20 protein-coding genes and 1 pseudogene are annotated in these 23,822 nt (G+C 69.4%); 10 read left to right on the forward strand and 11 right to left on the reverse strand.

What is annotated here, in order from left to right:
- Positions 1–9 precede the first annotated feature (9 nt).
- From AAG689_RS12575 to AAG689_RS12590, 4 genes are all read right to left on the reverse strand, one after another.
- Entirely contained in the window at positions 10–1,239 is a 1,230-nt protein-coding gene (locus AAG689_RS12575; RefSeq protein ID WP_406626229.1) for a urate hydroxylase PuuD, read from the reverse strand.
- Positions 1,240–1,515: 276 nt separating this feature from the next.
- Entirely contained in the window at positions 1,516–3,051 is a 1,536-nt protein-coding gene (gene garD, locus AAG689_RS12580; RefSeq protein ID WP_406626230.1) for a galactarate dehydratase, read from the reverse strand.
- Positions 3,052–3,100: 49 nt separating this feature from the next.
- Positions 3,101–4,102: a Bug family tripartite tricarboxylate transporter substrate binding protein gene (locus AAG689_RS12585; protein WP_406626231.1), complete on the reverse strand. Its 1,002-nt coding sequence runs from the start codon at positions 4,100–4,102 to the stop codon at positions 3,101–3,103.
- A gap of 34 nt (positions 4,103–4,136) precedes the next feature.
- A complete protein-coding gene (locus tag AAG689_RS12590; protein WP_406626232.1) occupies positions 4,137–5,432 on the reverse strand; it encodes a glucarate dehydratase family protein in 1,296 nt (431 codons plus the stop codon).
- A gap of 57 nt (positions 5,433–5,489) precedes the next feature.
- Here AAG689_RS12590 and AAG689_RS12595 point away from each other — a divergent pair, with 57 nt between their 5' ends.
- The 6 genes from AAG689_RS12595 (at position 5,490) to AAG689_RS12620 (ending at position 12,106) form a co-directional block, all read left to right on the forward strand.
- On the forward strand, positions 5,490–6,272 hold the full coding sequence (locus tag AAG689_RS12595; RefSeq protein ID WP_406626233.1) for a FadR/GntR family transcriptional regulator: 783 nt from the start codon (positions 5,490–5,492) through the stop codon (positions 6,270–6,272).
- A 74-nt stretch (positions 6,273–6,346) separates the two neighbouring features.
- Positions 6,347–7,330 (forward strand): Bug family tripartite tricarboxylate transporter substrate binding protein, encoded by a 984-nt coding sequence (locus AAG689_RS12600; RefSeq protein ID WP_406626234.1) that lies wholly within the window; start codon positions 6,347–6,349, stop codon positions 7,328–7,330.
- A 48-nt stretch (positions 7,331–7,378) separates the two neighbouring features.
- Positions 7,379–8,287 (forward strand): 5-dehydro-4-deoxyglucarate dehydratase, encoded by a 909-nt coding sequence (gene kdgD / locus AAG689_RS12605; RefSeq protein WP_406626235.1) that lies wholly within the window; start codon positions 7,379–7,381, stop codon positions 8,285–8,287.
- A 16-nt stretch (positions 8,288–8,303) separates the two neighbouring features.
- Positions 8,304–9,257, forward strand: a complete 954-nt coding sequence (locus AAG689_RS12610; RefSeq protein WP_406626236.1) for a Bug family tripartite tricarboxylate transporter substrate binding protein — start codon at positions 8,304–8,306, stop codon at positions 9,255–9,257.
- 2 nt (positions 9,258–9,259) lie between these two features.
- The gene (locus tag AAG689_RS12615; protein ID WP_406626237.1) at positions 9,260–10,597 is read left to right on the forward strand and encodes an enolase C-terminal domain-like protein; all 1,338 of its coding nucleotides are present in this window, start codon (positions 9,260–9,262) and stop codon (positions 10,595–10,597) included.
- 60 nt (positions 10,598–10,657) lie between these two features.
- Positions 10,658–12,106, forward strand: a complete 1,449-nt coding sequence (locus AAG689_RS12620; RefSeq protein WP_406626238.1) for an aldehyde dehydrogenase family protein — start codon at positions 10,658–10,660, stop codon at positions 12,104–12,106.
- Between the two features lie 60 nt (positions 12,107–12,166).
- Here the strand turns inward: AAG689_RS12620 and xdhC are convergent.
- Positions 12,167–12,996 (reverse strand): annotated as a pseudogene (gene xdhC / locus AAG689_RS12625) (xanthine dehydrogenase accessory protein XdhC).
- A gap of 106 nt (positions 12,997–13,102) precedes the next feature.
- Here xdhC and AAG689_RS12630 point away from each other — a divergent pair.
- Positions 13,103–13,570, forward strand: a complete 468-nt coding sequence (locus tag AAG689_RS12630; protein ID WP_406626337.1) for a hypothetical protein — start codon at positions 13,103–13,105, stop codon at positions 13,568–13,570.
- A 1-nt stretch (position 13,571) separates the two neighbouring features.
- Here the strand turns inward: AAG689_RS12630 and uraH are convergent, their stop codons facing one another.
- The gene (gene uraH / locus AAG689_RS12635; RefSeq protein ID WP_406626239.1) at positions 13,572–13,922 is read right to left on the reverse strand and encodes a hydroxyisourate hydrolase; all 351 of its coding nucleotides are present in this window, start codon (positions 13,920–13,922) and stop codon (positions 13,572–13,574) included.
- A gap of 119 nt (positions 13,923–14,041) precedes the next feature.
- Here uraH and ggt point away from each other — a divergent pair, with 119 nt between their 5' ends.
- Positions 14,042–15,838, forward strand: coding sequence for a gamma-glutamyltransferase (gene ggt / locus AAG689_RS12640; protein ID WP_406626240.1), 1,797 nt, complete (start codon positions 14,042–14,044; stop codon positions 15,836–15,838).
- A gap of 60 nt (positions 15,839–15,898) precedes the next feature.
- Here the strand turns inward: ggt and AAG689_RS12645 are convergent, their stop codons facing one another.
- The 5 genes from AAG689_RS12645 to AAG689_RS12665 all read right to left on the reverse strand — a co-directional run bounded on the left by AAG689_RS12645 (position 15,899) and on the right by AAG689_RS12665 (position 21,214).
- Positions 15,899–16,945 carry an alpha/beta hydrolase gene (locus AAG689_RS12645; RefSeq protein WP_406626338.1) on the reverse strand — a complete coding sequence of 349 codons (1,047 nt, stop codon included), beginning with the start codon at positions 16,943–16,945 and terminating at the stop codon, positions 15,899–15,901.
- Between the two features lie 60 nt (positions 16,946–17,005).
- Positions 17,006–18,664, reverse strand: coding sequence for an alpha/beta fold hydrolase (locus tag AAG689_RS12650; RefSeq protein WP_406626241.1), 1,659 nt, complete (start codon positions 18,662–18,664; stop codon positions 17,006–17,008).
- Positions 18,642–19,103: a cupin domain-containing protein gene (locus tag AAG689_RS12655; RefSeq protein ID WP_406626242.1), complete on the reverse strand. Its 462-nt coding sequence runs from the start codon at positions 19,101–19,103 to the stop codon at positions 18,642–18,644. Before AAG689_RS12655 ends, AAG689_RS12650 begins: the two co-directional genes overlap by 23 nt.
- 113 nt (positions 19,104–19,216) lie before the next feature.
- The gene (locus tag AAG689_RS12660) at positions 19,217–20,140 is read right to left on the reverse strand and encodes a LysR family transcriptional regulator (protein WP_406626243.1); all 924 of its coding nucleotides are present in this window, start codon (positions 20,138–20,140) and stop codon (positions 19,217–19,219) included.
- A 24-nt stretch (positions 20,141–20,164) separates the two neighbouring features.
- Entirely contained in the window at positions 20,165–21,214 is a 1,050-nt protein-coding gene (locus AAG689_RS12665; protein ID WP_406626244.1) for an NAD(P)-dependent alcohol dehydrogenase, read from the reverse strand.
- Positions 21,215–21,503: 289 nt separating this feature from the next.
- On the opposite strand from AAG689_RS12665, the gene AAG689_RS12670 reads away from it, so the two are divergent.
- Together AAG689_RS12670 and AAG689_RS12675 are read left to right on the forward strand one after the other, a co-directional pair.
- Positions 21,504–22,430, forward strand: a complete 927-nt coding sequence (locus AAG689_RS12670; protein WP_406626245.1) for a methyltransferase domain-containing protein — start codon at positions 21,504–21,506, stop codon at positions 22,428–22,430.
- Entirely contained in the window at positions 22,427–23,809 is a 1,383-nt protein-coding gene (locus AAG689_RS12675; RefSeq protein WP_406626246.1) for an APC family permease, read from the forward strand. The genes AAG689_RS12670 and AAG689_RS12675 overlap by 4 nt, the downstream gene beginning before the upstream one ends.
- Positions 23,810–23,822: the final 13 nt, after the last annotated feature.

Raw genomic sequence — 23,822 nt, forward strand, 5'->3', positions numbered from 1 at the left:
ATAACGCCGTCAGGGGGTGGGGGCACCGCCCTCGTACCAGCGCTTGAAGGTGTCGCGCTCCGCATCGGTCAGCGCGCCGGGGTTGCCGAAGGGCATCTTGCGCAGCTGCACCACCTGCTGGTAGATCTGCTGCGCGTGGCCCTTCACGTCCTCGGGCGTGTCGAACTTCACATTCTTCTGCGCGATGGTGTTGGCGCTGTGGCAGACCACGCAGTGCTTCTGCATGACCGCGTGCAGTTGCTCGTAGCCCGCGGCAGGCGCTGCGGCGGCAGACGGGGCCGCGGCGGCCGGTGCCGGAGCGGCCGCCTGCGGCGCGGGCTTGAGCCACGCGATCACGCCCAGGAGCACCGCCACGCCCATGGCGGCATATTTCCAGGGATGGGGGTTGCGGCCCAGCTTGTAGCCGTGGCGCATCACGAAGAACTGGCGGATGGCCGCGCCCGCGAACATCATGAGGATCAGCACCAGCCAGTTCAGCTCGTGGCTGTACAGCCAGCCGTAGTGGTTGGACAGCATGGCGAACAGCACGGGCAGCGTGAAATAGGTGTTGTGCACGCTGCGCTGCTTGCCGCGCTTGCCGTGGATCGGGTCGACCGGCTGGCCGGCCTTGAGCGCGGCGACGACCTTGCGCTGGCCGGGGATGATCCAAAAGAACACGTTCGCGCTCATCGAGGTGGCGAGCATCGCGCCCATGAGCAGGAAGGCCGCCTGGCCGGGGAAGATGTGGCAGGCCAGGACCGCCGCGATGCACACCAGCACCGCTACCTGCGCCCCCACGATGGCGTCGCCGTTCTTCTGCTGCCCGAACACGCGGCAGATGCCGTCGTAGAGCAGCCAGAACACCACCAGGAAGGCCAGCGCCGCCACGATGGCCATGGCGGGCGACATGAGCGGGTTGGCCGGGTGCACCAGGTAGATGCCGGCGTTCCAGAGGTAGGACACCGTGAGCAGCGCGAAGCCCGACAGCCACGTGGTGTAGCTCTCCCAGAAGAACCAGTGCAGATGGTCGGGCAGCTTGGGCGGCGCGACGTTGAACTTGACCGGGTGGTAGAACCCGCCGCCGTGCACGGCCCAGAGTTCGCCGTTCACGCCCTGCTTCTTCAGGTCTTCGTCGACGGGCGGCGTGAGGCTGCTGTCGAGGAACACGAAGTAGAACGAGGAGCCCACCCAGGCGATGGCGGTGATGACGTGCAGCCAGCGCAGCAGCAGATTGGCCCAGTCGAGAAAGTAGCTTTCCATAGTGTTTCAACCCGGTGGCGTGGGGCCACCCGAAAGCTGCTCACCACTGCGGGCGCTCTGAGCAGATGGATCAGGCCGCGCACCTTGGCATGAAAGCTACCGGGGCACCGCTGCGACCAATTTTGTGGACATGAAGTGTATGCAATTTTTGTTGCCGCCGCCACATCCGCCGGCTCGGTAGTGACCCGCACAAGGCAGTCTTACGGGATTTCAAGCCAAATCGGCCTCCAGCGCCTATGCAGAAAGCGCAAGCAGCTATCAATGCAGGAGCATCTGTCAGGTAACGGGCGCCGGGTTGAACAGCACGAGCTGGTTGTGCAGCTTCCAGTGCTCGGCCCAGGTCTTGCGGCGGCCGCTGGCCACGTCGAGCATGAGGCGGAACAGCTCCCAGCCCACGTCCTCGATGCTGGCGCCGCCGTCGGCGATGCGGCCGGCGTTCACGTCCATCAGGTCGTGCCAGCGACGCGCCAGGTCGCTGCGCGTGGCGACCTTGATCACCGGCACCGCAGCCAGCCCGTAGGGCGTGCCGCGCCCGGTGGTGAACACGTGCAGGTTCATGCCGGCGGCCAGCTGCAGCGTGCCGCAGATGAAGTCGCTGGCGGGTGTGGCCGCGTACACCAGCCCGCGCGCGATGCCGCGGTCCGCCAGCCGCTGCCCCGGCGACAACACGCCCGTGATGGGCGCGGTGCCGCTCTTGACGATGGAGCCCATGGCCTTCTCGACGATGTTCGACAGCCCGCCCTTCTTGTTGCCGGGCGTGGTGTTGGCGCTGCGGTCCACCCGGCCCTTGTCCAGGTAGGCGTCGTACCAGGCCATCTCCGCGATCATGTCTCGCGCCACCCCGGGGGTGGCCGCGCGCGCGGTGAGCTGGGCGATGCCGTCGCGCACCTCGGTCACCTCGCTGAACATCACCGTGGCACCCGCGCGCACCAGCAGGTCGGTGCAGAAGCCCACGGCCGGGTTGGCCGTGACGCCGCTGAACGCATCGCTGCCGCCGCACTGAACGCCCACCACGAGGGCGCTGGCGGGTACGGTCTCGCGGTGGCGCCGGTTCAGCCGCTCCAGGTGCGCCTTGGCGCTTTCCATGATGGAGTCGATCATGCTCATGAAGCCGACGTGCGCCTCGTCCTGCAGGCAGACCACGTCCAGTTCGGGTTCACGTTCGTCCACGATGGGGAAGGTGCCCGGCGGCAGCAGCCGCTCGGGCTGCAGCTTCTCGCAGCCCAGGCTGACCACCATCACCTCGCCGCCGAAGTTGGGATTGCGGCTGATGTTGCGCAGCGTGCGCTGCGGTATCTCGGCGCCCACGGCGTCGATGGCCACGCCGCAGCCGTAGGTGTGCTCCAGGCCTACCACGTCATCAACGTGCGGATACTGTGGCAGCAGCTCGGCCTTGATGCGGCGCACCGCGAAGTCGAGCACGCCGGCCACGCACTGCACCGTGGTGGTGATGGCGAGGATGTTGCGCGTGCCCACCGAGCCGTCGGCGTTGCGGTAGCCCTCGAAGGTATGGCCCTCCAGCGGCGGCGGCTCGGGCGGCTTCACCGTGGCGATGGGCAGGCCCTCCAGCGAGCGCGCCGCGGGCATCTCCAGCAGGCGCTCATGCACCCAGCTCCCGGCGGGGATCGGCCGCGCGGCCCGGCCGATCACCACGTTGTAGCGCCGCACCGCGTCGCCCGCCGCCAGGTCGGCCAGCGCCACCTTGTGGCCCTGGGGCACCTTGTCGACCAGCACGAGGCCCGAGGGGAGCACGGTGCCGGCCGGCAGGCCGCCGTCGTTGGCGACGATGGCCACGTTGTCGCGCGCGTCCATCGCGATGCAGAGGGGGGCTGGATGCTCATCGTGCCGCGTTCCGGTCCGTTCACTCCGCCTTGATGCCCGCCGCCTTGATCACCTGCGCCCACTTGGTCACCTCGGCCTGCTGGTAGGCGCCGAGTTCGGCGGGCGTCATGGTGGAGGGAACCATGCCGAAGCTCTTGAGGCGGGCCTGGACCTCGGGCGTGGCGACGATCTTCATGATCTCCGCGTGCAGCCGGTCCACGATGGGCTTGGGCGTGCCCGCCGGGGCGAACACGGCCTGCCACGAGCCCATGTCGAAGCCCTTCTGGCCCGCTTCGGCGATGGTGGGCACGTCGGGCAGCGACTCCAGGCGCCTGGAGCTGGTGACGGCGATGGGGCGCAGCTTGCCGGACTGGATGTGGGGGCCCACGATCAGCGTGGTGTCGAACATCATGTCCACCTGGCCGCCCACCACGTCCTGCACGGCCGGGCCGCTGCCCTTGTAGGGCACGTGCGTGAACTTCACGCCCGACTGGTAGGCCAGCAGCTCCAGCGCCATGTGCGGCGAGGTGCCGGTGCCGGGTGACGCGGAAGACAGCCCGCCCGCGCCGGCCTTGGCCTTGCTGGCGGCGAGCACGTCGTCCAGCGTCTTGTAGGGGCTGGCCGACGGCACCACCAGCACCAGCGGCCCGGAGCCCAGCATGGCCACCGGCGTGAACGACTTGATGGGGTCGTAGTCCAGCTTGGAATACAGGCTCACGTTGATGGAGTGCGAGCTGATGGTGCCGCCAAGGATGGTGTAGCCATCCGCGGGCGCGCGGGCGGCCAGGCCCGAGCCCACGCTGCCACCGGCGCCGCCCTTGTTCTCGATGACCACCGGCGTGCCCAGCGCCTGGCCCAGGGGCTGGGCGATCACGCGCGCCAGGGTGTCGGTGTTGCCGCCGGGCGGGAACGGCACCATGTAGGTGATGGGCTTGCCCGTGGGCCAGGCGCCCTGGGCCACGGCGGGCTGGGCGGCGAAGCTGCCGCCCAGCAGCAGGGCGCTGGCGGCGAGGGAACGGTGGATCAGCGTGCGGCGTTGCATGGCGGTTGTCTCCTGTCTGTTGATGGAAAAAAGCTCAAAAGCGCGGCTGTTTGCCGGTGAAGGTGGGGTCGTACTTACGCATCTGCCCCAGGTCGTCGCGGTTGCGGATGCCGCAGCGCAGGTAGTTGTCGTGCAGGCGGGCGAGCGCCTCGCGGTCCAGCGTGACGCCCAGGCCCGGCGCCGTGGGCACGCGCAGGCTGCCCTGCTCGAACCGGAGGCGCCCGCCTTCGACGACTTCCTCGTCCTGCCAGGGGTAGTGCGTGTCGCAGGCGTAGGTGAGCAGCGGCACGCTGGCGCACAGGTGCGTCATGGCCACCAGGCTGATGCCCAGGTGCGAGTTGCTGTGCATGGACAGGCCCAGGTCGAAGGTCTTGCACAGCGTGGACAGCCGCTGCGTGGCGCGCAGCCCGCCCCAGTAGTGGTGGTCGCTGAGCACGATCTTCACGGGGCAGCCCATCTCGGCGTTGCGGCGGAACTCGGCGAAGTCCGTCACCACCATGTTGGTGGCCAGCGGCACGTCGCACGCGCGCGCCACGGCGGCCATGCCGTCCAGGCCCGGGGCCGGGTCTTCGTAGTACTCCAGCACGCCGCGCAGCTGCTGCACGATCCGCAGGCTGGTCTCCACCGTCCAGTTGGCGTTGGGGTCGATGCGCAGCGGCGTGCCGGGAAAGGCCTCTGCCAGCGCCAGGATGCCCGCGGCCTCCTGCTCGGGCGGCAGCGCGCCCGCCTTGAGCTTGATGCTCCGGAAGCCATGCTGCCCGATCATGCGCCGCGCCTGGGCCACGAGCTGGCCGGGCGTCAGCGCCTCGCCCCAGGCGTCCGGCGCACAGGGTGTGCCGATGTGCTCGGCGTACTTGTAGAACAGGTAGGCCGAAAACGGCACGCTGCCGCGCGCCGCCCCGCCCAGCAGATCGACGATGGGCGCCCGCGCCATCTGCCCTTGCAGGTCGAGCATGGCGACCTCGAACGCGCTGACCACCTTGGCCACCGTCTTGGAAACGTGCGTGCCCGGCGCCAGCGACACCTGCTGGCCCAGGAACTCCGAGGCCGTGAGCTTCGGGGGCGCCACCAGCGCCTCCACGCGGCGCTCCATCTCGCCCAGCGCCCAGGGCGACAGCCCCGCCAGCGCCGGCGCGGCCTTGGCCAGCGCATCCAGCATGGGCTGGTCACCATAGCTCTCGCTGATGCCCACCAGGCCCGAGGCCGTCTCGATCTCGATGATGGAGCGCAGTGCCCAGGGCTCGTGGATGCCCGCCGCGTTCAGCAGCGGCGGATCGCGAAAGGCAATGGGCGTGATGCGGACGTGGCGGATCGCGTGGGAGGTGCTCATCGGAGGCGGGGCATGAAATATGTCATCAGACAACTTACAACGCATTATGATCAAAGCATGAATGCGCCGTCCACGGGATTACCCTCACCCACCCCCGCCTCCCGCGAATCCCTGCGCGGCAAGTCCGGCCGCAACGGCCGCAGCCTGGCCAACCTGCTCTCCGAGGAATTCGAGAACAAGATCCGCCAGGGCCTGCTGCGCGAGGGCGACCGCCTGCCTACCGAGTCGGAGCTGGTGCGCAGCTACGACGTGAGCCGCACCGTGGTGCGCGAGGCGATCTCCAAGCTGCAGGCCGCCGGCCTGGTGGAGACGCGCCACGGCATCGGCACCTTCGTGCAGGCCGTGCGAGAGGGCGCGGGGCTCACGCTCAACGCGCGGGAGCTCAGCGAATCGGTGGACGTGCTGGCCGTGCTGGAGCTGCGCATCAGCCTGGAGACCGAGGCGGCAGGCCTGGCCGCGCAGCGCCGCAGCGACGCCCACCTGCAGGCCATGCGGCAGGCGCTGCAGGCGTTCGAGCGCAACGCCGCGGGCGGCGGCGACACCATCGCGCCGGACCTCGCCTTCCACCTGGGCATCGCGCAGGCCACGGGCAACCCGTATTTCGAGAGCATCCTGGCGCACTTCGGCGCGCAGCTGATCCCGCGCACGCGCATCACCTCCATCCAGTCGCCGGGGCGCGACCCCGACTACCTGCACCGCGTGAACCGCGAGCACGAGGAGATCTTCAACGCCATCGAGCGGCAGGACGCCGACTCGGCCCGCGCCGCCATGCGCATCCACCTCACCAACTCCCGCGAGCGGCTGCGCCTCGCGCAGAAGCGCAGCGCCCCCGCCGCCTGAAGGCGGCGCGACAGGCTTGCGCTTGTCATCTCATGTTGTATGATGACATACAACATCAACCAAGGAGACAACCCATGCACCCTCGCCTCACCCGCCGCGCGGCCGCCGCCGCACTCGCCAGCCTGTGCGCGGCCCCGCTGTGCATCGCCGCCCAGCCCGCGCCCGCCTGGCCCACCCGGCCGCTGAAGATCGTGGTGCCCTACCCGCCCGGCGGCAGCTCCGACATCATCGCGCGCTCGATCAGCCAGCCGCTGTCGGAGATGCTGGGGCAGCCGGTGATCGTGGAGAACAAGCCCGGCGCCAACGGCAACCTGGGCGCGGACTTCGTGGCCAAGGCGCCCGCCGACGGCTACACCCTGCTGCTTTGCGACCTGGGCGCGCTGGCCATCAGCCCGTCGGTCTACACCAAGCTGCCGTTCAACCCGTCCAAGGACCTGCGCGGCGCGGCCATGCTGGCCTATTCGCCGCACCTGCTGGTGGTGCACCCCTCGGTGAAGGCCAACACGCTCAAGGAGCTGGTGGAGCTGTCCAAGACCAGCGACCTGAACTTCGCCGTGACGGCCACCGGCAGCGCCCCGCACCTGGCCGGCGTGGAACTGGCCCGCGCCACGGGCGCCAAGTGGCAGTACGTCCCCTACAAGGGCGGCGTGCAGTCGGTGCAGGACACGGTGGCGGGCCAGACCCAGGTGCTGATGAACGGCATGCTGGCCACCTACCCCCATGTACAGAGCGGCAAGCTCAAGCTGCTGGGCGTGTCCAAGCGCGAACGCATGCCGCTGATCGGCACCGTGCCCACCATCGCCGAGCAGGGCGTGGCCGGCTACGAAACCGGCACCTGGCAGGGCGTAATGCTGCGCGCGGGCACGCCGGACGGCATCGCCCGCCGCATCCACGAATCGCTGGTCACCGCCATCCGCTCGCCCGAGGTGCGCTCGCGCCTGGCCGGCCAGGGCGCCGAGGTGGTGACCATGGCCCCCGCCGAGGTGGACCGTTTCTTCGCCGCCGAGCGCGCCCGCTGGGCCAAGGTCGTGCAGCAGGAGAACCTGCAGCTCGATTGACGCACGCCTCTTTTCCCCGCCCCCTCTTCCCCCGAAAGAAAGACCGACATGACCCCTCAAGACCTCAAGGACGTGATGAGCTCCGGCCTGCTGTCCTTCCCCCTGACCGACTTCGACACCAATGGCGATTTCAACGCCAAGGGCTACGCGGCGCGTCTGGAGTGGCTCGCCCCCTACGGCGCCAGCGCCCTGTTCGCGGCGGGCGGCACGGGCGAGTTCTTCTCGCTCACGGGCGGCGAGTACCCGGCCATCATCAAGACCGCCGTGGACACCTGCAAGGGCAAGGTGCCCATCATCGCCGGCGCGGGCGGCCCCACGCGCTTCGCCATCGAATGCGCGCAGGCGGCCGAGAAGGCCGGCGCCCACGGCATCCTGCTGCTGCCGCACTACCTGACCGAGGCCAGCCAGGAAGGCCTGGCCGCCCACGTCGAGGCGGTGTGCAAGAGCGTGAAGTTTGGCGTGATCATCTACAACCGCGGCATCAGCCGCTTCGCGCCCGAGACCGTGGCGCGCCTGGCCGAGCGCAACCCCAACCTGGTGGGCTACAAGGACGGCGTGGGCGACATCGAGGCCCAGTGCGCCATGTACCTGACCCTGGGCGACCGCCTGGCCTACCTGGGCGGCCTGCCCACGGCCGAGGTCTATGCAGCAGCCTACAAGGCGCTGGGCACGCCGGTGTATTCGTCGGCCGTCTTCAACTTCATCCCCAAGACGGCGATGCGCTTCTACGAAGCGGTGAAGAACGACGACATGGCCACGCAGCACCGGCTGCTCAAGGATTTCTTCATCCCTTACCTGAAGATCCGCAATCGTGGAGAAGGCTATGCGGTGAGCATCGTCAAGGCCGGCGCGAAGATCGTCGGCCACGACGCCGGCCCCGTGCGCGCGCCGCTGTCAGAGCTCAAGCCTGCCGAGTACGAAGCGCTCGCCCAGCTCATCGCCACGCTGGACGAATAAGGCCAGGAGACACGCCATGAAGAAACTGCTCGCAGCCCTGGCGATGGCAGCTCTCTGCGCCACTGCGGCCGCCTGGCCGGACAAGAGCGTGACCATCGTCGTGCCCTTCCCGCCCGGCGGCTCCACCGACACCATCGCCCGCGCCATGGCACAGAAGATGGGCGACACGCTCGGCCAATCCTTCGTGGTGGACAACCGCCCTGGCGCCACCGGCACCATCGGCGCCACGGCCGTCAAGCGCGCGCCGGCCGACGGCTACACGCTGCTGTTCGCCTCGCTCGGCCCCTACGTCATCACGCCGCACCTGATGAAGTCCGCGCCCTACGACGCTGCGGCGGACTTCGACTACATCAGCGTGCCCGTGCAGGCGCCCAACGTGCTCGTGGCCTCGTCCGCGCAGCAGGCCCGCACCGTGACCGAGGTGGTGGCCGCGCTCAAGGCGCAGCCGGGCAAGCTCAGTTTCGCCAGCTCGGGCAACGGCTCGTCGGACCACCTCTCGGCCGAGATGTTCTGGCAGCAGAGCGGCACCTCGGGCACGCACGTGCCCTACAAGGGCGGCGCGCCGGCCATCAACGACCTGCTGGGCGGACAGGTGGATTTCTCGTTCCAGAACGTGAATGCCGTGCTGCCGCACATCCGCGCCGGCAAGCTGCGCGCGATTGCCGTCACCGGCGACAAGCGCTCGCCCGTGCTGCCCGACGTGCCCACGCTGGCCGAGGCCGGCGTCCAGGGCGCAGAGGTCTATTCATGGCAGGGCCTGGCCGCGCCCAGGGGCCTGCCCGCCGACGTGAAGGCCAAGCTCGGCCAGGCCGCGGTCGACGCCATCCGCGACCCGGCCATCGCCAAGCGCTTCACCGACCAGGGGCTGGAGATCGTGGGCAGCACGCCCGCCGAATTCACGGCCTTCCAGGCACGCGAGAACGCGCGCTGGAAAGCGCTGATCCAGAGCCGCAAGATCACCATCGACTGACCATGTCCAGCACCCCGACCATCACCGACATCGAAGTCATCCCCGTCGCGGGCCGCGACGGCATGCTGATGAACCTGAGCGGCGCGCACGGCCCGTTCTTCACGCGCAACGTGCTGCTGATCCACGACAGCGCGGGCCGCACTGGCGTGGGCGAGGTGCCCGGCGGCGAAGGCATCCGCCAGGCGCTGGAGGACAGCAAGCGCGTGCTGATCGGCCAGTCCATCGGCCAGCACCTGCAACTGCTGCGGCAGGTGCAAGGCGCCCTGGAGGGCCGCGACACGGGCGGGCGCGGCCTGCAGACGTTCGACCTGCGCATCGGCGTGCATGCCGTCACTGCCGTCGAATCGTGCCTGCTCGACCTGCTGGGCCAGCACCTGGGCGTGCCCGTGGCCGCGCTGCTGGGCGAAGGCCAGCAGCGCGAGCGCGTGGAGATGCTGGGCTACCTGTTCTTCGTCGGCCCGAGCGGCAAGACCGGCCTGCCCTACGTGAAGCCCGGCGAGGACACGAGCGGCAGCGACGCCTGGGCCCAGGTGCGCCACATGGAAGCCATGACGCCCGACGCGATCGTGCGCCAGGCCGAGGCCGCGCACGCGCGCTACGGCTTCAACGACTTCAAGCTCAAGGGCGGCGTGCTCGCGGGCGAAGAGGAAGTCGCGGCCGTCACCGCGCTGGCCCGGCGCTTCCCCGAAGCGCGCGTCACGCTCGACCCCAACGGCGGCTGGCTGCTGAAAGACGCCATCCGCCTGATGCGCGACATGCGCGGCGTGCTGGCCTATGCCGAAGACCCCTGCGGCGCCGAGGGCGGCTTCTCCGGCCGCGAGGTGATGGCCGAGTTCCGCCGCGCCACCGGCCTGCCCACTGCCACCAACATGGTCGCCACCGACTGGCGCCAGATGGTGCATGCGCTGTCGCTGCAGTCGGTGGACATTCCGCTGGCCGACCCGCATTTCTGGACGATGGCCGGCAGCGTGCGCGTGGGCCAGACCTGCCGCGACTGGGGCCTGACCTGGGGCTCGCACTCCAACAACCACTTCGACATTTCGCTGGCCATGTTCACCCACGTGGCCGCCGCCGTGCCCGGCAAGGTGACGGCCATCGACACGCACTGGATCTGGCAGGACGGGCAGTTCCTCACGCAGAACCCGCTGCAGATCAAGGGCGGCTTCGTCGAGGTGCCGACGACGCCCGGCCTGGGCGTGGCGGTGGACCGCGCCGCGCTGCAGCGCGCCCACACGCTGTACCTGGAACACGGCCTGGGCGCGCGCGACGACGCCATCGCCATGCAGCACCTGATCCCCGGCTGGAAGTTCGACAACAAGCGGCCCTGCATGGTTCGTTAGCCCAATCGGCCTCCAGCGCTTGTCCATCAATCGCGAGCAGCTATCAATAAGAGAGTATTCATGTCCCGACACGACAACCTGATCAACGGCGCCTGGACTCCCGGAAAGTCCTACGCGCCCAACACCAACCCCAGCCACCTGGCCGACGTGATCGGCGAATACGCCCAGGGCGATGCCGCCGACGTGGATGCGGCCGTGACCGCCGCCGTGGCGGCGTTTCCCGCGTGGAGCACTTCGGGCATCCAGGCGCGCTCGGATGCGCTGGATCGCATCGGCTCGGAGATCCTCTCCCGCAAGGAGGAGCTGGGCGAGTTGCTCGCCCGCGAAGAAGGCAAGGTGCGCGGCGAGGCCATCGGCGAGGTCATGCGCGCGGGCCAGATCTTCAAGTTCTTCGCGGGCGAATGCCTGCGGCTGGCGGGCGAGACGCTGCCCTCCGTGCGCCCCGGCATCGGCGTGGAGATCACGCGCGAGCCCATTGGCGTGGTCGGTCTCATCACGCCGTGGAACTTCCCCATCGCGATTCCCGCCTGGAAGATCGCTCCGGCGCTGGCCTTCGGCAACTGCGTGGTCATCAAGCCCGCCGATCTCGTGCCGGGCTGTGCCTGGGCGCTGGCGGACATCATCCACCGCTCGGGCATTCCGGCCGGGGTGTTCAACCTCGTCATGGGCCGGGGGCGTGTGATCGGCGACGCGCTGGTGCGCCATCCGGGCATCGCGGCCATCAGCTTCACGGGGTCGGTCGGCGTGGGCCGGGGGATTGCCGCCGCTTGCGTGGAGAACGGCAAGAAGGTGCAACTGGAGATGGGCGGCAAGAACCCGCAGGTGGTGCTGGACGATGCCGACCTGAAGCAGGCGGTGGAGCTGTCGGCGCAGAGCTGCTTCTATTCCACGGGCCAGCGCTGCACGGCATCGAGCCGCCTGATCGTGACGGACAAGATCTACCCGGCCTTCGTCGAGGCGCTGAAGAGCCGCATCGAAGCGATCAAGGTCGGCGCCGCGCTGGCCGCGGGCACGGACATGGGGCCGGTGGTGAGCCAGGCGCAGCTCGAACAGGATCTGAGCTACGTCGAGATCGGCAAAGCCGAGGGCGCACGGCTCGTCAGCGGCGGCGGCCGCGTGGCCTGCCACACGGGCAGCGGGCACGAGGGCTATTTCATGGCGCCGGCGCTGTTCGCCGATACCACGCCCGCCATGCGCATCAACCGCGAGGAGATCTTCGGTCCCGTCGCCAGCGTGATCCGCGTGAAGGACTATGAAGAAGCGCTGGCCGTAGCCAACGATACCGAGTTCGGCCTGTCGGCGGGCATCGCCACGACCAGCCTGAAGCACGCCACGCACTTCAAGCGCCATGCCCAGGCCGGCATGGTGATGGTGAACCTGCCCACGGCGGGGGTGGACTACCACGTGCCGTTCGGCGGACGCAAGGGCAGCAGCTACGGCCCGCGCGAGCAGGGGCACTATGCGCAGGAATTCTTCACCACGGTGAAGACGGCCTACACCCTGGCCTGATCGCTCCCAGAAGAATAGCTGCCAGCGCTTGCCCGACAAGCGCTGGAGGCCGTTTTGGCTTCAAGCCTGCCCCAGCCGCTGCAGCAACTGCGCCGCCACCGCCACGGCGATCACCTCGGGCTCCTTGCCCGCGATGCCGGGCACGCCGATGGGGCAGGTCACCTGCGCCAGTTCCTGCGCCGTAAAGCCGCGCGCCGCCAGCCGGTGGCGGAACGTCGCCCACTTGGTGCGGCTGCCGATGAGGCCGATGAAGGGCAGGTCGCCGCGCGCGCGCTGGCGCGCCAGGCAGGCAGCCACGATGTCCAGGTCCTCCGCGTGGCTGAAGCTCATGATGAGCACGAACGAGCGCGGCGCGAGGCCAGGCACGGCCGCCTGCACCGGGTCGGAGTGTTCGCACAGCGCCTGCGGTGGCGGCGCGGGGGAAACACCCCGTCGCGGCTGTCGATCCAGTGCAGCGCGAAGGGCAGCGGCGCCAGCACGCGCGCCAGCGCGTGGCCCACGTGGCCGCCGCCGAACAGCGCCACCGGGTGCAGGGGCGGCGCCAGGCGCTCGCGCAGCGCCGGCGCGTCCGCCGCGCCCACGCACTCGAAGCGCAGCACCACCACGCCGCCGCAGCACTGGCCCAGGCTGGGCCCCAGCGCCCGGCGCACCAGCGGCGCGCGCGCCGGCCGCCCGGCCAGGTAATCCGCCAGGCGCTCGCGCGCCTCCTGCAGGGCCTGCAGCTCCAGGTGCCCGCCGCCGATGGTGCCCAGCGGCGTATCGTCTCCCGCCAGCAGGGCCATCCAGGCCCCGCGCTCGCGCGGCACCGAGCCTTGGGTAGACTCCACCGTCACCAGGCACGCGGGCGCCGCCTGGATGTGTTCGAGCAAGCGATGCAACGCCGTGCGCATGTGTTCCCGCCTCTGGTTCGCCATTCACCTACCGACCATCATGTCCCAGTCCCCCGACCAGCGTCCCCCGGCCCGCAAGCGCCCCTTCTGGCTGCCGGCCAGCCTCATGGCGGCCGTGGCGGCCATCGTGGCGGCCTGCAAGTCCGGGCCGGAGCCCGCGCCCGCCCCGGCCGTGCCCGGCAGCGACGCCCGCGTGACCGGCCCCGTGCCCGCGGCCCAGGGCTCGGCGCGCGCTTCGGGCGCCGCAACGCCGCGCGCCTACCGGCAGGATGCGGCCACGCACCTGTACGGCCTGAACGCGCAGCGCATCTACAAGGGCAAGCTGCCGCCGCTGCTCTACGCCATCGGCGTGCTGGAGGTGGACATCGACCGCGCGGGCCGCGTGACCGCCCTGCGCTGGATGCGCGCGCCGCGCCATGCGCCCGAGGTGGTCAAGGAGATCGAGCGCACGGTGCGCGCCGCCGCGCCCTTCCCCGTGCCCTCGCGCATGCAGCGCGTGACCTATACCGATACGTGGCTGTGGGACAAGTCGGGGAGTTTCCAACTCGACACCCTCACCGAGGGACAGCTCTAGATCACGAACCGCGATACGTGGAATAGCTCCACGGGCTCACCAGCAGCGGCACATGGTAGTGCTGGTCCGCATGGGCGATGCCGAAGTCCAGGCTCACGCGGCCCAGGAAGTTGGGCTCGGGCAACTGCACGCCCTTGGCCTTGAAGTACGCGGCCACGTCGAACGTCAGCCGGTAGGTGCCGGGGCGCAGGCTGGCGTTGTCGAACAGCGGCGCGTCGGTGCGGCCGTCGTGGTTGAGGGTCAGGCGCTTGACCAGCGTGGCCTGCTCGCCGCTGGTGGCATACAGCGCGACCTCCATGCCCGCGGCGGGGCAGCCGTGCATGGTGTCGAGGACGTGGGTGCTGAGGCCCATGGGGCATCTCCTGAAGTGGTTTCGGGTACTAGAAAGTGTATACAGTTTTTGTACTCTCTTGCCAGCGCCGCACCGGGCGTTTACCCTGCGGCCCATCCCCAACCACCAGGAGACACCGAATGCAATTCCGCTCCACCCTGCTGGCCGGCAGCCTTGCGCTGGCCCTGGCCAGCCTGGTCGCCTGCAGCAACCCGCAGCCGCCGGCGCCCGCTGCCGCCGTGCAGCCCGCGGCCGCCACCGCGCAGCCCAGCGCCGCGCAGGCCGCCGCCGCGGCTTATGACTTCGACATGGATGTGTTCCACCCCGTGGTGGCCAAGAACGGCATGGTGGCCAGCGAGCAGGAGCTGGCCTCGCGCATCGGGCTGGACATCCTCAAGGCCGGCGGCAATGCGGTGGACGCCGCCGTGGCCATGGGTTTCGCGCTGGCCGTGGCGCTGCCCAATGCGGGCAACATCGGCGGCGGCGGGTTCATGATGGTGCACGATGCCAGGACCAGCAGGAGCGTGGCGCTGGACTTCCGCGAGGTGGCGCCCTCCAAGGCCACGCGCGACATGTACCTGGACGCCAAGGGCAACGTGGTCGACGGCAAGTCGCTCTACACCCACTACGCCGTGGGCGTGCCCGGCACCGTGGCGGGCATGGAGCATGCGCTCAAGAAGTGGGGCACGATGCCCCTGTCCAAGGTGGTCGCTCCGGCCGTGGCGCTGGCCGACAAGGGCTACCCGGTGAGCGAGACGCTGGCCAAGATCCTGCAGCAGGAGAAGAAGACCATGGGCCGCTGGCCTGCCACACAGGCCATCTTCTGGAAGAACGGCGAGCCGCTCCAGCGCGGCGACCTGCTGGTGCAGAAGGACCTGGCCCAGTCGCTGCGGCTGATCGGCCAGCAGGGTGCCAAGGTGTTCTACGAAGGCGCCATCGCCCAGAAGATCGCCGCCGAGATGGCCCCGCACGCGGGCGCGGTCACGCTGGCCGACCTGAAGAACTACAAGGTCGTCGAGCGCGAGCCCGTGCGCGGCAGCTACCGCGGCTACCAGATCGTGACCATGCCCCCGCCGTCGTCTGGCGGCGCGCACCTGATCCAGATCCTCAACATGATGGAGCGCTGGCCCATGAACCAGTGGGGCGTGAACAGTGCCCAGAGCGTGCACCACATGGCCGAGAGCATGAAGCTGGCGTATGCCGACCGCTCCGAGTACCTGGGCGACCCGGACTTCGTGAAGGTGCCCCTGAAGGGCCTGACCTCCAAGCGCTACGCCGAGCAGCTCGCCAAGGGCATCGATGCGACCAAGGCGCGCGACGCCAAGGCCATCAAGCCCGGCCAGCCCCAGCCCTACGAGAGCGACCAGACCACGCACTACTCGGTGGTGGACAAGGCCGGCAACGCCGTGGCGGTGACCTACACGCTGAACACCAACTTCGGCAGCGGCATCGTCGCCAAGGGCACGGGCATCCTGCTCAACAACGAGATGGACGACTTCTCGGCCAAGCCCGGCGTGGCCAACGCCTACGGCCTGGTGGGCGGCGACGCCAACGCCGTACAGGCGGGCAAGCGCCCGCTGTCGTCGATGACGCCCACACTGGTGCTCAAGGACGGCAAGCCCACGCTGGTGACCGGCAGCCCCGGCGGCGCACGCATCATCACCACGGTGCTGCAGACGGTGGTCAACACCATCGACTACGGCATGAACCCCGCCGAGGCAGCGGCCACGCCGCGCTTCCACCACCAGTGGACGCCGGACGAACTGCGCATCGAGAAGGGCTTCTCCAACGACACCCTGGCCCTGCTGCGCCAATGGGGCCACAAGGTGGCGCTGAAGCCATCGATGGGCCGCACGCAGACCATCCAGATCCGCGACGGCATGCTGTACGGCGCGTCCGACCCGCGCAACCCGGACGGGCAGACGCTGGGGTACTGACCCACCGGCGCTTCACGAAAAAGGCCGCGCCTGGCTCGTTCCGTGCGCGGCCTTTTTACCTCACAGGGTCTTGGCGTAGAAGGCCGTCAGCCTGGCCACCGCGGCGTCCACGTATTGCGGGACCCAGTAGGTCTCGATGTGCGTGGCGCCGTCGATCTTGAACAGTTCCCTGTTCTTCGTGCCGCTGGCCTTGGCAAAGGAATCCAAGGTCATGTACAAGCTGTCGGCCTTGCTGCCCGCGATCATCAGCAGGGGCTGGTCGATGAGTTCGATTTGGTCGGTGGCATCCCAACGCATCAGGTCGAGCAGGCTGCTCACCGTGTAGGCGCCGCCCGAATTCGGAGATGCGCCGGAGTTGGGATGAGCGTGGCTGCGTTCGTAGTAAACGGCCCCCTCGCGGTACATCTCGAACGGCATGGCGGCGATCTGCGCGTCCGTCGCCGCCGCGCCGCCGCCGATGTAGAGCACCTTGCCGCCTGCCGCTTCCTGCGCCCGCGCCTGCGAAGCCTGCTGCAGGCGCTGCCCGATGGTGCTGGTGGCCGAGTCCTCGAAACCGTTGCGGCGCACGCGGCCGGAATTGAACATGGAGAGCGTCGCCACCGATCGGAAACGCTTGTCGCTCTTGGCCGCAGCCAGCGCATACCCGCCGCCGCTGCAGATCCCCAGCAGGCCCAGGCGCGCGGCATCGACGCCCGCGTAGCGGGTGATGAAATCCGCCGCGCCGTGGATGTCCTCGGTGCGGTGCTGGGGCTTGTCGGTGTTGCGCGGCTCGCCGCCGCTGCCGCCCTGGTATGCGGCGTCCATGGCGATGGCGATGTAGCCCTGCTCGGCCAGGCGCTGGGCATAGAGGCCCGCGACCTGCTCCTTGACCCCGCCGTTCGGATGCGCCACGACGACGGCAGGGTATTCCTTCGCCGGGTCGTAGTTCGCGGGGGTATAGACGTTGGCAGCAATGTCCAAACCGTTCAGCTTGTATTGGACCGGGTGGATGTGGATCTGGCCCGGCTCGTTCTTCGTGATGGCGCCGCCGTAGGTCAGGGTGAACGGGTTCTTGCGGTAATCCTCGGCGAGGGCCGCGCCGCCGGAGGCGCCGACGATGGCGGCCATGAGGGTGGCTTTCAAAAGGGTGCGTTGCATGTGAATACTCCTGGGGGTGAATGGCGTCGATCAGTCCAGCTTTTTCTCGGTCAGAAATTGCGATACCAGATCGGCGACCTGAACGTTGTTGAGATCGGACATGAGGAAATGGGTGTTGCCCCGGATGCCGATCTCCGGCAGGCGCACCAGCCGGGCGTCGCCGCCATGCCGGTTGACGGCATCCACCCAGAGCCTCGCCATGGCGAGGCGCACGCGCCAGTTGTCCTGGCCGCGCTCGGTGGTCGGTTCGACGGGAAAGTTGTCGCCGTAGTAAATGACGAGCGGAATGCGGGTGAGCTTCTGGAAGTCCGCCAGGGGCACGGCCTCCGGCGCCAGCGTGCCGGCAGCGCTCGGCATCGCGGGCGGCAATTCGCCTTGCGGGAAGATGAAGCCGCTGCCCGGCTCGAAAGCGATGATGGCCTTGACGTTGGGGCTCTTGATCGCCGTCAGCCAGCCCGGCCCGCCCGCCTGCGAGTGCGAAAACAGGATGCCCGGCCCCGTCTTGTCGAACAGCGCGGCCATGGCGTCCGAGATCACGCCCGCGTCATAGGGGCCGGTGTTGGGCGTGACCGAGCGGAGAAACTGGCCCAGCGTTTCCGGCTTGCGGTCGAACTGCACGTTGTCGAAGTAATTCGGCCACTTGCCGATGCGGAATTGATCAAAGAAGAGCTGGTCGAAAGGCATGGGCTCGACCGTCGCCGCGACGGTACTGTTGCCCGCGCGTCCCCGGCGCGGCTGATCGACCAGATAAACCGGGAAGCCCCGGCGCAGAAAGAGGGTCTGGAAGCCCTCGCGCCCGTCCGCAGTGGTCTCCCAACTGCGCGCCGACTGGAACGCGCCGTGCAGCATGACGATGGGCAGCGGCCTGGGGCTCTGCGGCACCTGGTAGAAGGCGTAGAGGTGGTCGCCAGGGAAGCTCTGCCCCTGGGCCGTCGGCTGGTTGTTGTCGTAGGTTCCAGCCGTCTTTTGCACGGTGCCGCCGACGGCGAAACTGCCCTGGGCCTGGATGACCAAGGGGCTTGCGCCGCGTTCCGCCAGCACCTGCGTCAAGTGCTGCAACTGCGCGGCGCTCAGGCCCACGCGCAGGCTGGCCCGCATGTGCGAACGCAACTGCGCCTCCACGCCCGGCATGGCAGACAGCGCGCCCACGGTGGCGAGTTCGCGGCTCTGCCAGTCGAGGTTGTCGCGCTCAAAGATGTCGCCGAACAGGTGCGCTTGCAGGTACTGGTTGATGACAGGCGCGAAGTCCGTCACCGCGTTCTTGACCGGCCCGCCGGAAATCTTCGTCTGGTTCGCGGTGCCCACGGCGATCAACGCATCGCCCGTGGGGATGGCGCGGCTGGGCTCGCGCCCCGGCGCATCGTGGATGCCGCGCTGTTTGCGGTCTTCGACGACCTTCAACAGTTCGCCCAGCGCGTTGAGGCTTTTCGGAAAACCGGCATACGCATAAAGCTGCACCAGGATTTCCCTGGCCTCGGCGATGGTCAGGCCCACGTCCAAACCCTGGTTCAAGGCAGCGCGGAGCCGGGGCATGTCACTCCCGGCCATAAAGAACGCGATCAAGGGGATGGCCTGCTGTTTAGGAGATAGGGTCATGGGGCTGGGCTCCTGGGCACGGGCGGCAGACGCCATCGCGAGGACGAGCGACAGCACCACAGCGAAGCACTTAGCGGGCGTCGTATTGCGCATCGCTCACCAGTTCCTTCCAGTCCGCGCTCTGGCCGTCCTTCACGTAGGCAATCGCCAGATGGCGCATGCCGTTGGCTTGTGCCGCGCCATGCCAGTGCTTCACACCCGCCTCGATCCAGACCACGTCGCCCGCCTTGATCTCGCGCCGGGGCTGGCCGTCTTCCTGCACCCAGCCCTTGCCGTCGGTGACGATGAGCAGCTGGCCGACCGGGTGCGTGTGCCAAGCGGTGCGCGCGCCAGGCGCGAAAGCGACCATGCCGACGCTGCCGTGCTTGCGGCTGTTGCCGGCCGATTGGATGTCCACCGCCGCGTGGCCGCTGAAGTTCTGCGCGGCGCCCAGGATGGTGGGAGTGGTGCCTGCGGGGGCGATCTGGATGCCTTGGGCCGTTGCGGCACCCACCAGCAGCGACGCGCCTGCGGCGACCAGCGTGTTCTTCATGAGATTCCTTCGTGGGCCTGTCAGGCCCGGTGAAGGAAATCGTAGGCGGCGGCGCTGTTTTGATTAAGTACCGAATCCCGCATGCGGTTTTGAGCGGGATTCAGCAATGCGGCCTACCGGGCCGGACGGCGCTTTGGCATTGGCGGCTCCCGATACCGCAGCGCCTCGACGATGACGGCCAGCGCGCCGGGCGACTGCCTGCGGCTCGGGTAGTACAGGTGGTAGCCGGTATAGGGCTGGCACCAGTCGTCCAGCACGCGCACCAGCCGCCCTTCGGCGATGTGCTCCGCCACGGCGTCCTCGGGCACGAAACCCAGACCCTGCCCCGCCAGCGCGGCGCGCACGATGGGCGTGATGCTGTTGTAGATCCACTGCCCGGTCACGCGCACCTTGACTTCACGTTTGCCCTTGCGGAAGTCCCACACCATCAGGCCGCCGTGGGTCGGCAGGCGCAGGTTGATGCAGTTGTGCGCGGCCAGGTCCTGCGGGGTCTTGGGCGGGGCGTGGCCCGCGAAGTACTGCGGCGCGCCCACCACGGCGATGCGCTGGTCCGCGCTGATGCGCACCGCGATCATGTCCTTGGCGATCTCGTCGCCCAGGCGCACGCCCGCGTCGTAGCGCTCGGCCACGATGTCGGTGCGGTTGTAGTCCACCGTCACTTCCACGGTGATGTCCGGGTAGTCCGGCAGCACCTGGCAGAGCTTGGGCCAGATCAGGTAGGTGGCGGGAAACTCCGCCGCCGTGATGCGCACCAGCCCCGAGGGCTTCTTGCGCAGCTCGCTCACCGCCGCCAGTTCGGCGTCGATCTCCTCGAAGCGCGGCGCCGTGCTCTCGTACAGGCGCGCCCCGGCCTCCGTCACGGAGACGCTGCGCGTGGTGCGGGTCAGCAGCCGCACGTCCATACGCGCCTCCAGCGCGCGCACCGAATGGCTCAGCGCCGATGGCGATACGCCCAGCTGCGCGGCGGCGCGGGTGAAGCTGCCTTCGCGCGCCACATGGATGAAGGCCAGCAGGTCGGTGTAGCCGTCTCTGGGCATCGGGCAAATTGCGCCGGGCGGCGCCTACTGCGCCAGGCTCGCGCAGTCGATCACGAAGCGGTATTTCACGTCGCCCTTGAGCATGCGCTCATAGGCCGCGTTGATCTCGTCGGCGCGGATCATCTCCACGTCGGCCACGATGCCGTGCTCGGCGCAGAAGTCCAGCATTTCCTGCGTCTCGGGAATGCCGCCGATCAGCGAGCCCGCGAGGCTGCGGCGCTTCATGATCAGGCTGAACACGTTGGGCGACGGGTGCGGCGAGGCCGGTGCGCCCACCAGCGCCATGGTGCCGTCGCGCCCCAGCAATGCGAAGAACGGATCGAGCTCATGCGGCGCGGCCACGGTGTTCAGGATGAAGTCCAGGCTCGCGGCGTGCGCCTTCATCTCGCCGCGGTGGCGCGAGACGACCACCTCGTGCGCGCCCAGCGCCAGTGCCGCATCGCGCTTGGATTCGGAGGTGGTGAACGCCACCACGTGCGCGCCCATCGCGCGCGCGAGCTTGATGCCCATGTGCCCCAGCCCGCCGATGCCCACCACGCCCACCTTGTGGCCCGGCCCCACCTTCCAGTGGCGCAATGGCGAGTAGGTGGTGATGCCCGCGCACAGCAGCGGCGCCACGGCGCTCAGCTGCGCTGCGGGGTGGCGCACGCGCAGCACGTAGCGTTCGTGCACCACGATCTGCTGCGAATAGCCGCCCAGCGTGTGGCCCGGCGCGTCGGGCGTGGGCCCGTTGTAGGTGCCGACCATGTGGTCGCAATAGTTCTCCAGCCCGTCGCCGCAGTCCGCGCAGTGCCGGCAGCTGTCGACGATGCAGCCCACGCCCACCAGGTCGCCCGGCGCGAAGCCCGACACGTGCGCGCCCACCGCCGTGACGCGGCCCACGATCTCGTGGCCCGGCACGCAGGGGTAGAGCGTGCCCGCCCATTCGGAGCGCACCTGGTGGAGGTCGGAATGGCACACACCGCAATAGGCGATGGCGATCTGCACGTCGTGCGCGCCCGGCGCGCGGCGGGTGATGGCGAGCGGCTGCAGGGGCTGGTCGGCGGCCTGGGCGCCGTAGGCTTGGATGGTCATGGCGGTGTTCCTTTCATGGGTTGCACGGGATCGGGACAAGCCGGGAAAGCGGCGGACACGGCAGTATGGCCGCGCCACGGTGAAGCACGCACGACGCTATCATAAAAATAGCTTCTCGCGCTTACTGGGTAAGCGCCATAGGCTATTTTCACCATGAATCCCCTGTGAAATGGGCGTCTTGGCTTGTCACACCGGCTGCGCCGCCGTTAGGCTCGAAGCATGCCCGCGCGCAGCGCCCTTCGGCCAGCGCAACGTGCATCTTCCACCCTTCCACCGGAGAAGCACAGCCATGACCCCGAAGACGATGTTCCTTCACCGCCGGCAGGTGCTGGCCGCCACCGGCGCGCTGGCGCTGGGCAGCCTGGCCCGCGCGCAGCAGGGCTACGAGCCGCAGCGCGGCCAGTCCGGCAAGGACGTGATCTGGATCCCCTCGCCCGACGCGCTGGTGGGCCGCATGCTGCGCATGGCGCAGCTCACGCCCAAGGACTACGTCATCGACCTCGGCTCGGGCGACGGCAAGATCGTCATCGCCGCCGCGCTCGAAGGGGCGCAGGGCCTGGGCATCGAATACAACCCCGACCTGGTCGAGCTCTCGCGCCGCCGCGCGCAGCAGGCCGGCGTGGCCGGGCGGGCGCGCTTCGAGAAGGCGGACATTTTCGAGTCCGACTTCTCCCGCGCCGACGTGATCACCATGTACCTGCTGCCGCAGCTCAACCTGCGGCTGCGCCACCACATCCTGGCGCTCAAGCCCGGCACGCGCATCGTCTCGCACGAATTCCGCATGGGCCGCTGGCGGCCCGACGAGACGGCGCGCATCGGCAACGCCTCGGTGCACCTGTGGCTGGTGCCGGCCAACGCCGGGGGCGACTGGACGCTGAGCTTCCCGCAGGGCGGCCAGACGGTCAGCGTGCCGGTGTCGCTGCGGCAGAGCTTCCAGATGCTGGAGGGCAGCGCGCGCTTCCCCGACTTCGAGGCGCAGCTGCGCGAGGCGCGCGTGGCCGGCACGCAGGTGAGCTTCGGCTTCACCGACGCACTGGGGCACCTGCGGCGCTTCAGCGGCCAGCTCGCGGGCGACGCCATCACGGGGTCGGTCTACGACTTCTCGGTCGGCGGCGCGCGGGCGCCCTTCAGCGCGCGCCGCACCGGCGCCGCGCCGCCGTTCGACGGCGCCGCCCCTGCGCCCGAGAGCGAGGCCGAGCCGCTGGGCACCGAATGAGCGGCGCCGCGCAGGCGCAGCCCGCGCAGACGCTGCGCCTGCGCGAGGCGGTGGCCATCATCGTCGGCATCGTCGTCGGCGCCGGGATCTTCAAGTCGCCCTCGCTGGTGGCGCAGTTCACCGGCTCCGCCGAATGGATGATCGCGGCCTGGGTGCTGGGCGGCGTGGTCTCGCTCATCGGCGCGCTGTGCTACGCCGAGCTGGCGGCCGCCTGGCCGCACGCGGGCGGCGACTACCACTTCCTGCGCCTGGCCTACGGACGGCGGGTGTCGTTCCTGTTCGCGTGGGCGCGCTTTTCCGTCATCACCACCGGCTCCATCGCGCTGCTGGGCTTCGTCTTCGGCGACTACATGAGCGCCGTGCTGCCGCTGGGTGCGCAGGGCAGCACGCTGTGGGCGGCCCTGGCCGTCGCCGCGCTCACCTGGCTGAACGTGCGCGGCATCCACGCCAGCGCCGGCACGCAGAGCTGGCTGACGCTGGCCGAGGTGCTGGGCTTGGTGCTGGTGGTGGCCGCCGGACTGTGGCTGTGGCTGGGCGGCACGCCCGCCGCGCCGCTGCCGCCGGTGCAAGCGGCGCCGGCCACCGGCGGCATGCCCAGCCCGGGCATGCTGGGGCTGGCAATGGTGTTCGTGCTGCTGACCTACGGTGGCTGGAACGAGGCCGCCTACCTCAGCGCCGAGCTGCGCGGCCCGCGCCGGCGCATTCTGCACGCGCTGGTCATCAGCATAGGCTGCATCACCGCGCTGTACGTGGCGGTGAACCTGGCCTACGTGCACGGCCTGGGGCTCCAGGGCATGGCCCGGAGCGAAGCCGTGGCGGCCGACCTGCTGCGCGTGGCCTTCGGGCGCGGCGGCGAGACGCTGATCGCCGCCATGGTGGCCGTCGCGGCGCTGACCTCGATCAACGCCACCATGATCGTCGGCGCGCGCACCAACTTCGCCGTCGGGCGCGACTGGCCGCAGCTGCGCGCGCTGGGCCGCTGGCACCCGCAACGCGGCGTGCCCACGCTGGCTCTGCTGCTGCAGTCGGGTTTCGCGCTGGCGCTGGTGGCGCTGGGCGGCGCGCTGCGCGGCGGCTTCGAGGCCATGGTGGACTACACCGCGCCGGTGTTCTGGAGCTTCTTCCTGCTGAGCACGCTGGCGCTGATCGTGCTGCGCCGCAGGCAACCCGAAACGCCCCGGCCGTTCAAGGTGCCACTGTACCCGCTGCTGCCGCTGGCATTCGCCGGCGTGTGCGGGTACATGCTGTGGTCGTCGCTGGTCTATGTGAAGACCGGCGCGCTGGCCGGCGTGGGCGTGCTGCTGGCCGGCGGCCTGGTGATGCTGGCGCTGGAACGCCGGCCACCCTCCGCGCGGGAAGCGCCCGGGTCCGGCGCCTGAACCCAGGGCGCTG

Origin of the sequence: Acidovorax sp. SDU_ACID1 (assembly GCF_045291395.1) — a bacterium.
In the GTDB taxonomy this organism is placed as follows: domain Bacteria; phylum Pseudomonadota; class Gammaproteobacteria; order Burkholderiales; family Burkholderiaceae_C; genus MR-S7.

What these genes read in the sequence shown, in the direction of transcription:
- AAG689_RS12575 (WP_406626229.1), bottom strand. Translation starts at nt 1,239, where the DNA reads ATGGAAAGCTACTTTCTCGACTGGGCCAATCTGCTGCTGCGCTGGCTG.
- garD (WP_406626230.1), bottom strand. Translation starts at nt 3,051, where the DNA reads ATGGACGCGCGCGACAACGTGGCCATCGTCGCCAACGACGGCGGCCTG.
- AAG689_RS12585 (WP_406626231.1), bottom strand. Translation starts at nt 4,102, where the DNA reads ATGCAACGCCGCACGCTGATCCACCGTTCCCTCGCCGCCAGCGCCCTG.
- AAG689_RS12590 (WP_406626232.1), bottom strand. Translation starts at nt 5,432, where the DNA reads ATGAGCACCTCCCACGCGATCCGCCACGTCCGCATCACGCCCATTGCC.
- AAG689_RS12595 (WP_406626233.1), top strand. Translation starts at nt 5,490, where the DNA reads ATGAATGCGCCGTCCACGGGATTACCCTCACCCACCCCCGCCTCCCGC.
- AAG689_RS12600 (WP_406626234.1), top strand. Translation starts at nt 6,347, where the DNA reads ATGCACCCTCGCCTCACCCGCCGCGCGGCCGCCGCCGCACTCGCCAGC.
- kdgD (WP_406626235.1), top strand. Translation starts at nt 7,379, where the DNA reads ATGACCCCTCAAGACCTCAAGGACGTGATGAGCTCCGGCCTGCTGTCC.
- AAG689_RS12610 (WP_406626236.1), top strand. Translation starts at nt 8,304, where the DNA reads ATGAAGAAACTGCTCGCAGCCCTGGCGATGGCAGCTCTCTGCGCCACT.
- AAG689_RS12615 (WP_406626237.1), top strand. Translation starts at nt 9,260, where the DNA reads ATGTCCAGCACCCCGACCATCACCGACATCGAAGTCATCCCCGTCGCG.
- AAG689_RS12620 (WP_406626238.1), top strand. Translation starts at nt 10,658, where the DNA reads ATGTCCCGACACGACAACCTGATCAACGGCGCCTGGACTCCCGGAAAG.
- AAG689_RS12630 (WP_406626337.1), top strand. Translation starts at nt 13,103, where the DNA reads ATGGCGGCCGTGGCGGCCATCGTGGCGGCCTGCAAGTCCGGGCCGGAG.
- uraH (WP_406626239.1), bottom strand. Translation starts at nt 13,922, where the DNA reads ATGGGCCTCAGCACCCACGTCCTCGACACCATGCACGGCTGCCCCGCC.
- ggt (WP_406626240.1), top strand. Translation starts at nt 14,042, where the DNA reads ATGCAATTCCGCTCCACCCTGCTGGCCGGCAGCCTTGCGCTGGCCCTG.
- AAG689_RS12645 (WP_406626338.1), bottom strand. Translation starts at nt 16,945, where the DNA reads ATGGCCGCCATCGTCGGCGCCTCCGGCGGCGCGGCCCTCGCCGAGGAT.
- AAG689_RS12650 (WP_406626241.1), bottom strand. Translation starts at nt 18,664, where the DNA reads ATGCGCAATACGACGCCCGCTAAGTGCTTCGCTGTGGTGCTGTCGCTC.
- AAG689_RS12655 (WP_406626242.1), bottom strand. Translation starts at nt 19,103, where the DNA reads ATGAAGAACACGCTGGTCGCCGCAGGCGCGTCGCTGCTGGTGGGTGCC.
- AAG689_RS12660 (WP_406626243.1), bottom strand. Translation starts at nt 20,140, where the DNA reads ATGCCCAGAGACGGCTACACCGACCTGCTGGCCTTCATCCATGTGGCG.
- AAG689_RS12665 (WP_406626244.1), bottom strand. Translation starts at nt 21,214, where the DNA reads ATGACCATCCAAGCCTACGGCGCCCAGGCCGCCGACCAGCCCCTGCAG.
- AAG689_RS12670 (WP_406626245.1), top strand. Translation starts at nt 21,504, where the DNA reads ATGACCCCGAAGACGATGTTCCTTCACCGCCGGCAGGTGCTGGCCGCC.
- AAG689_RS12675 (WP_406626246.1), top strand. Translation starts at nt 22,427, where the DNA reads ATGAGCGGCGCCGCGCAGGCGCAGCCCGCGCAGACGCTGCGCCTGCGC.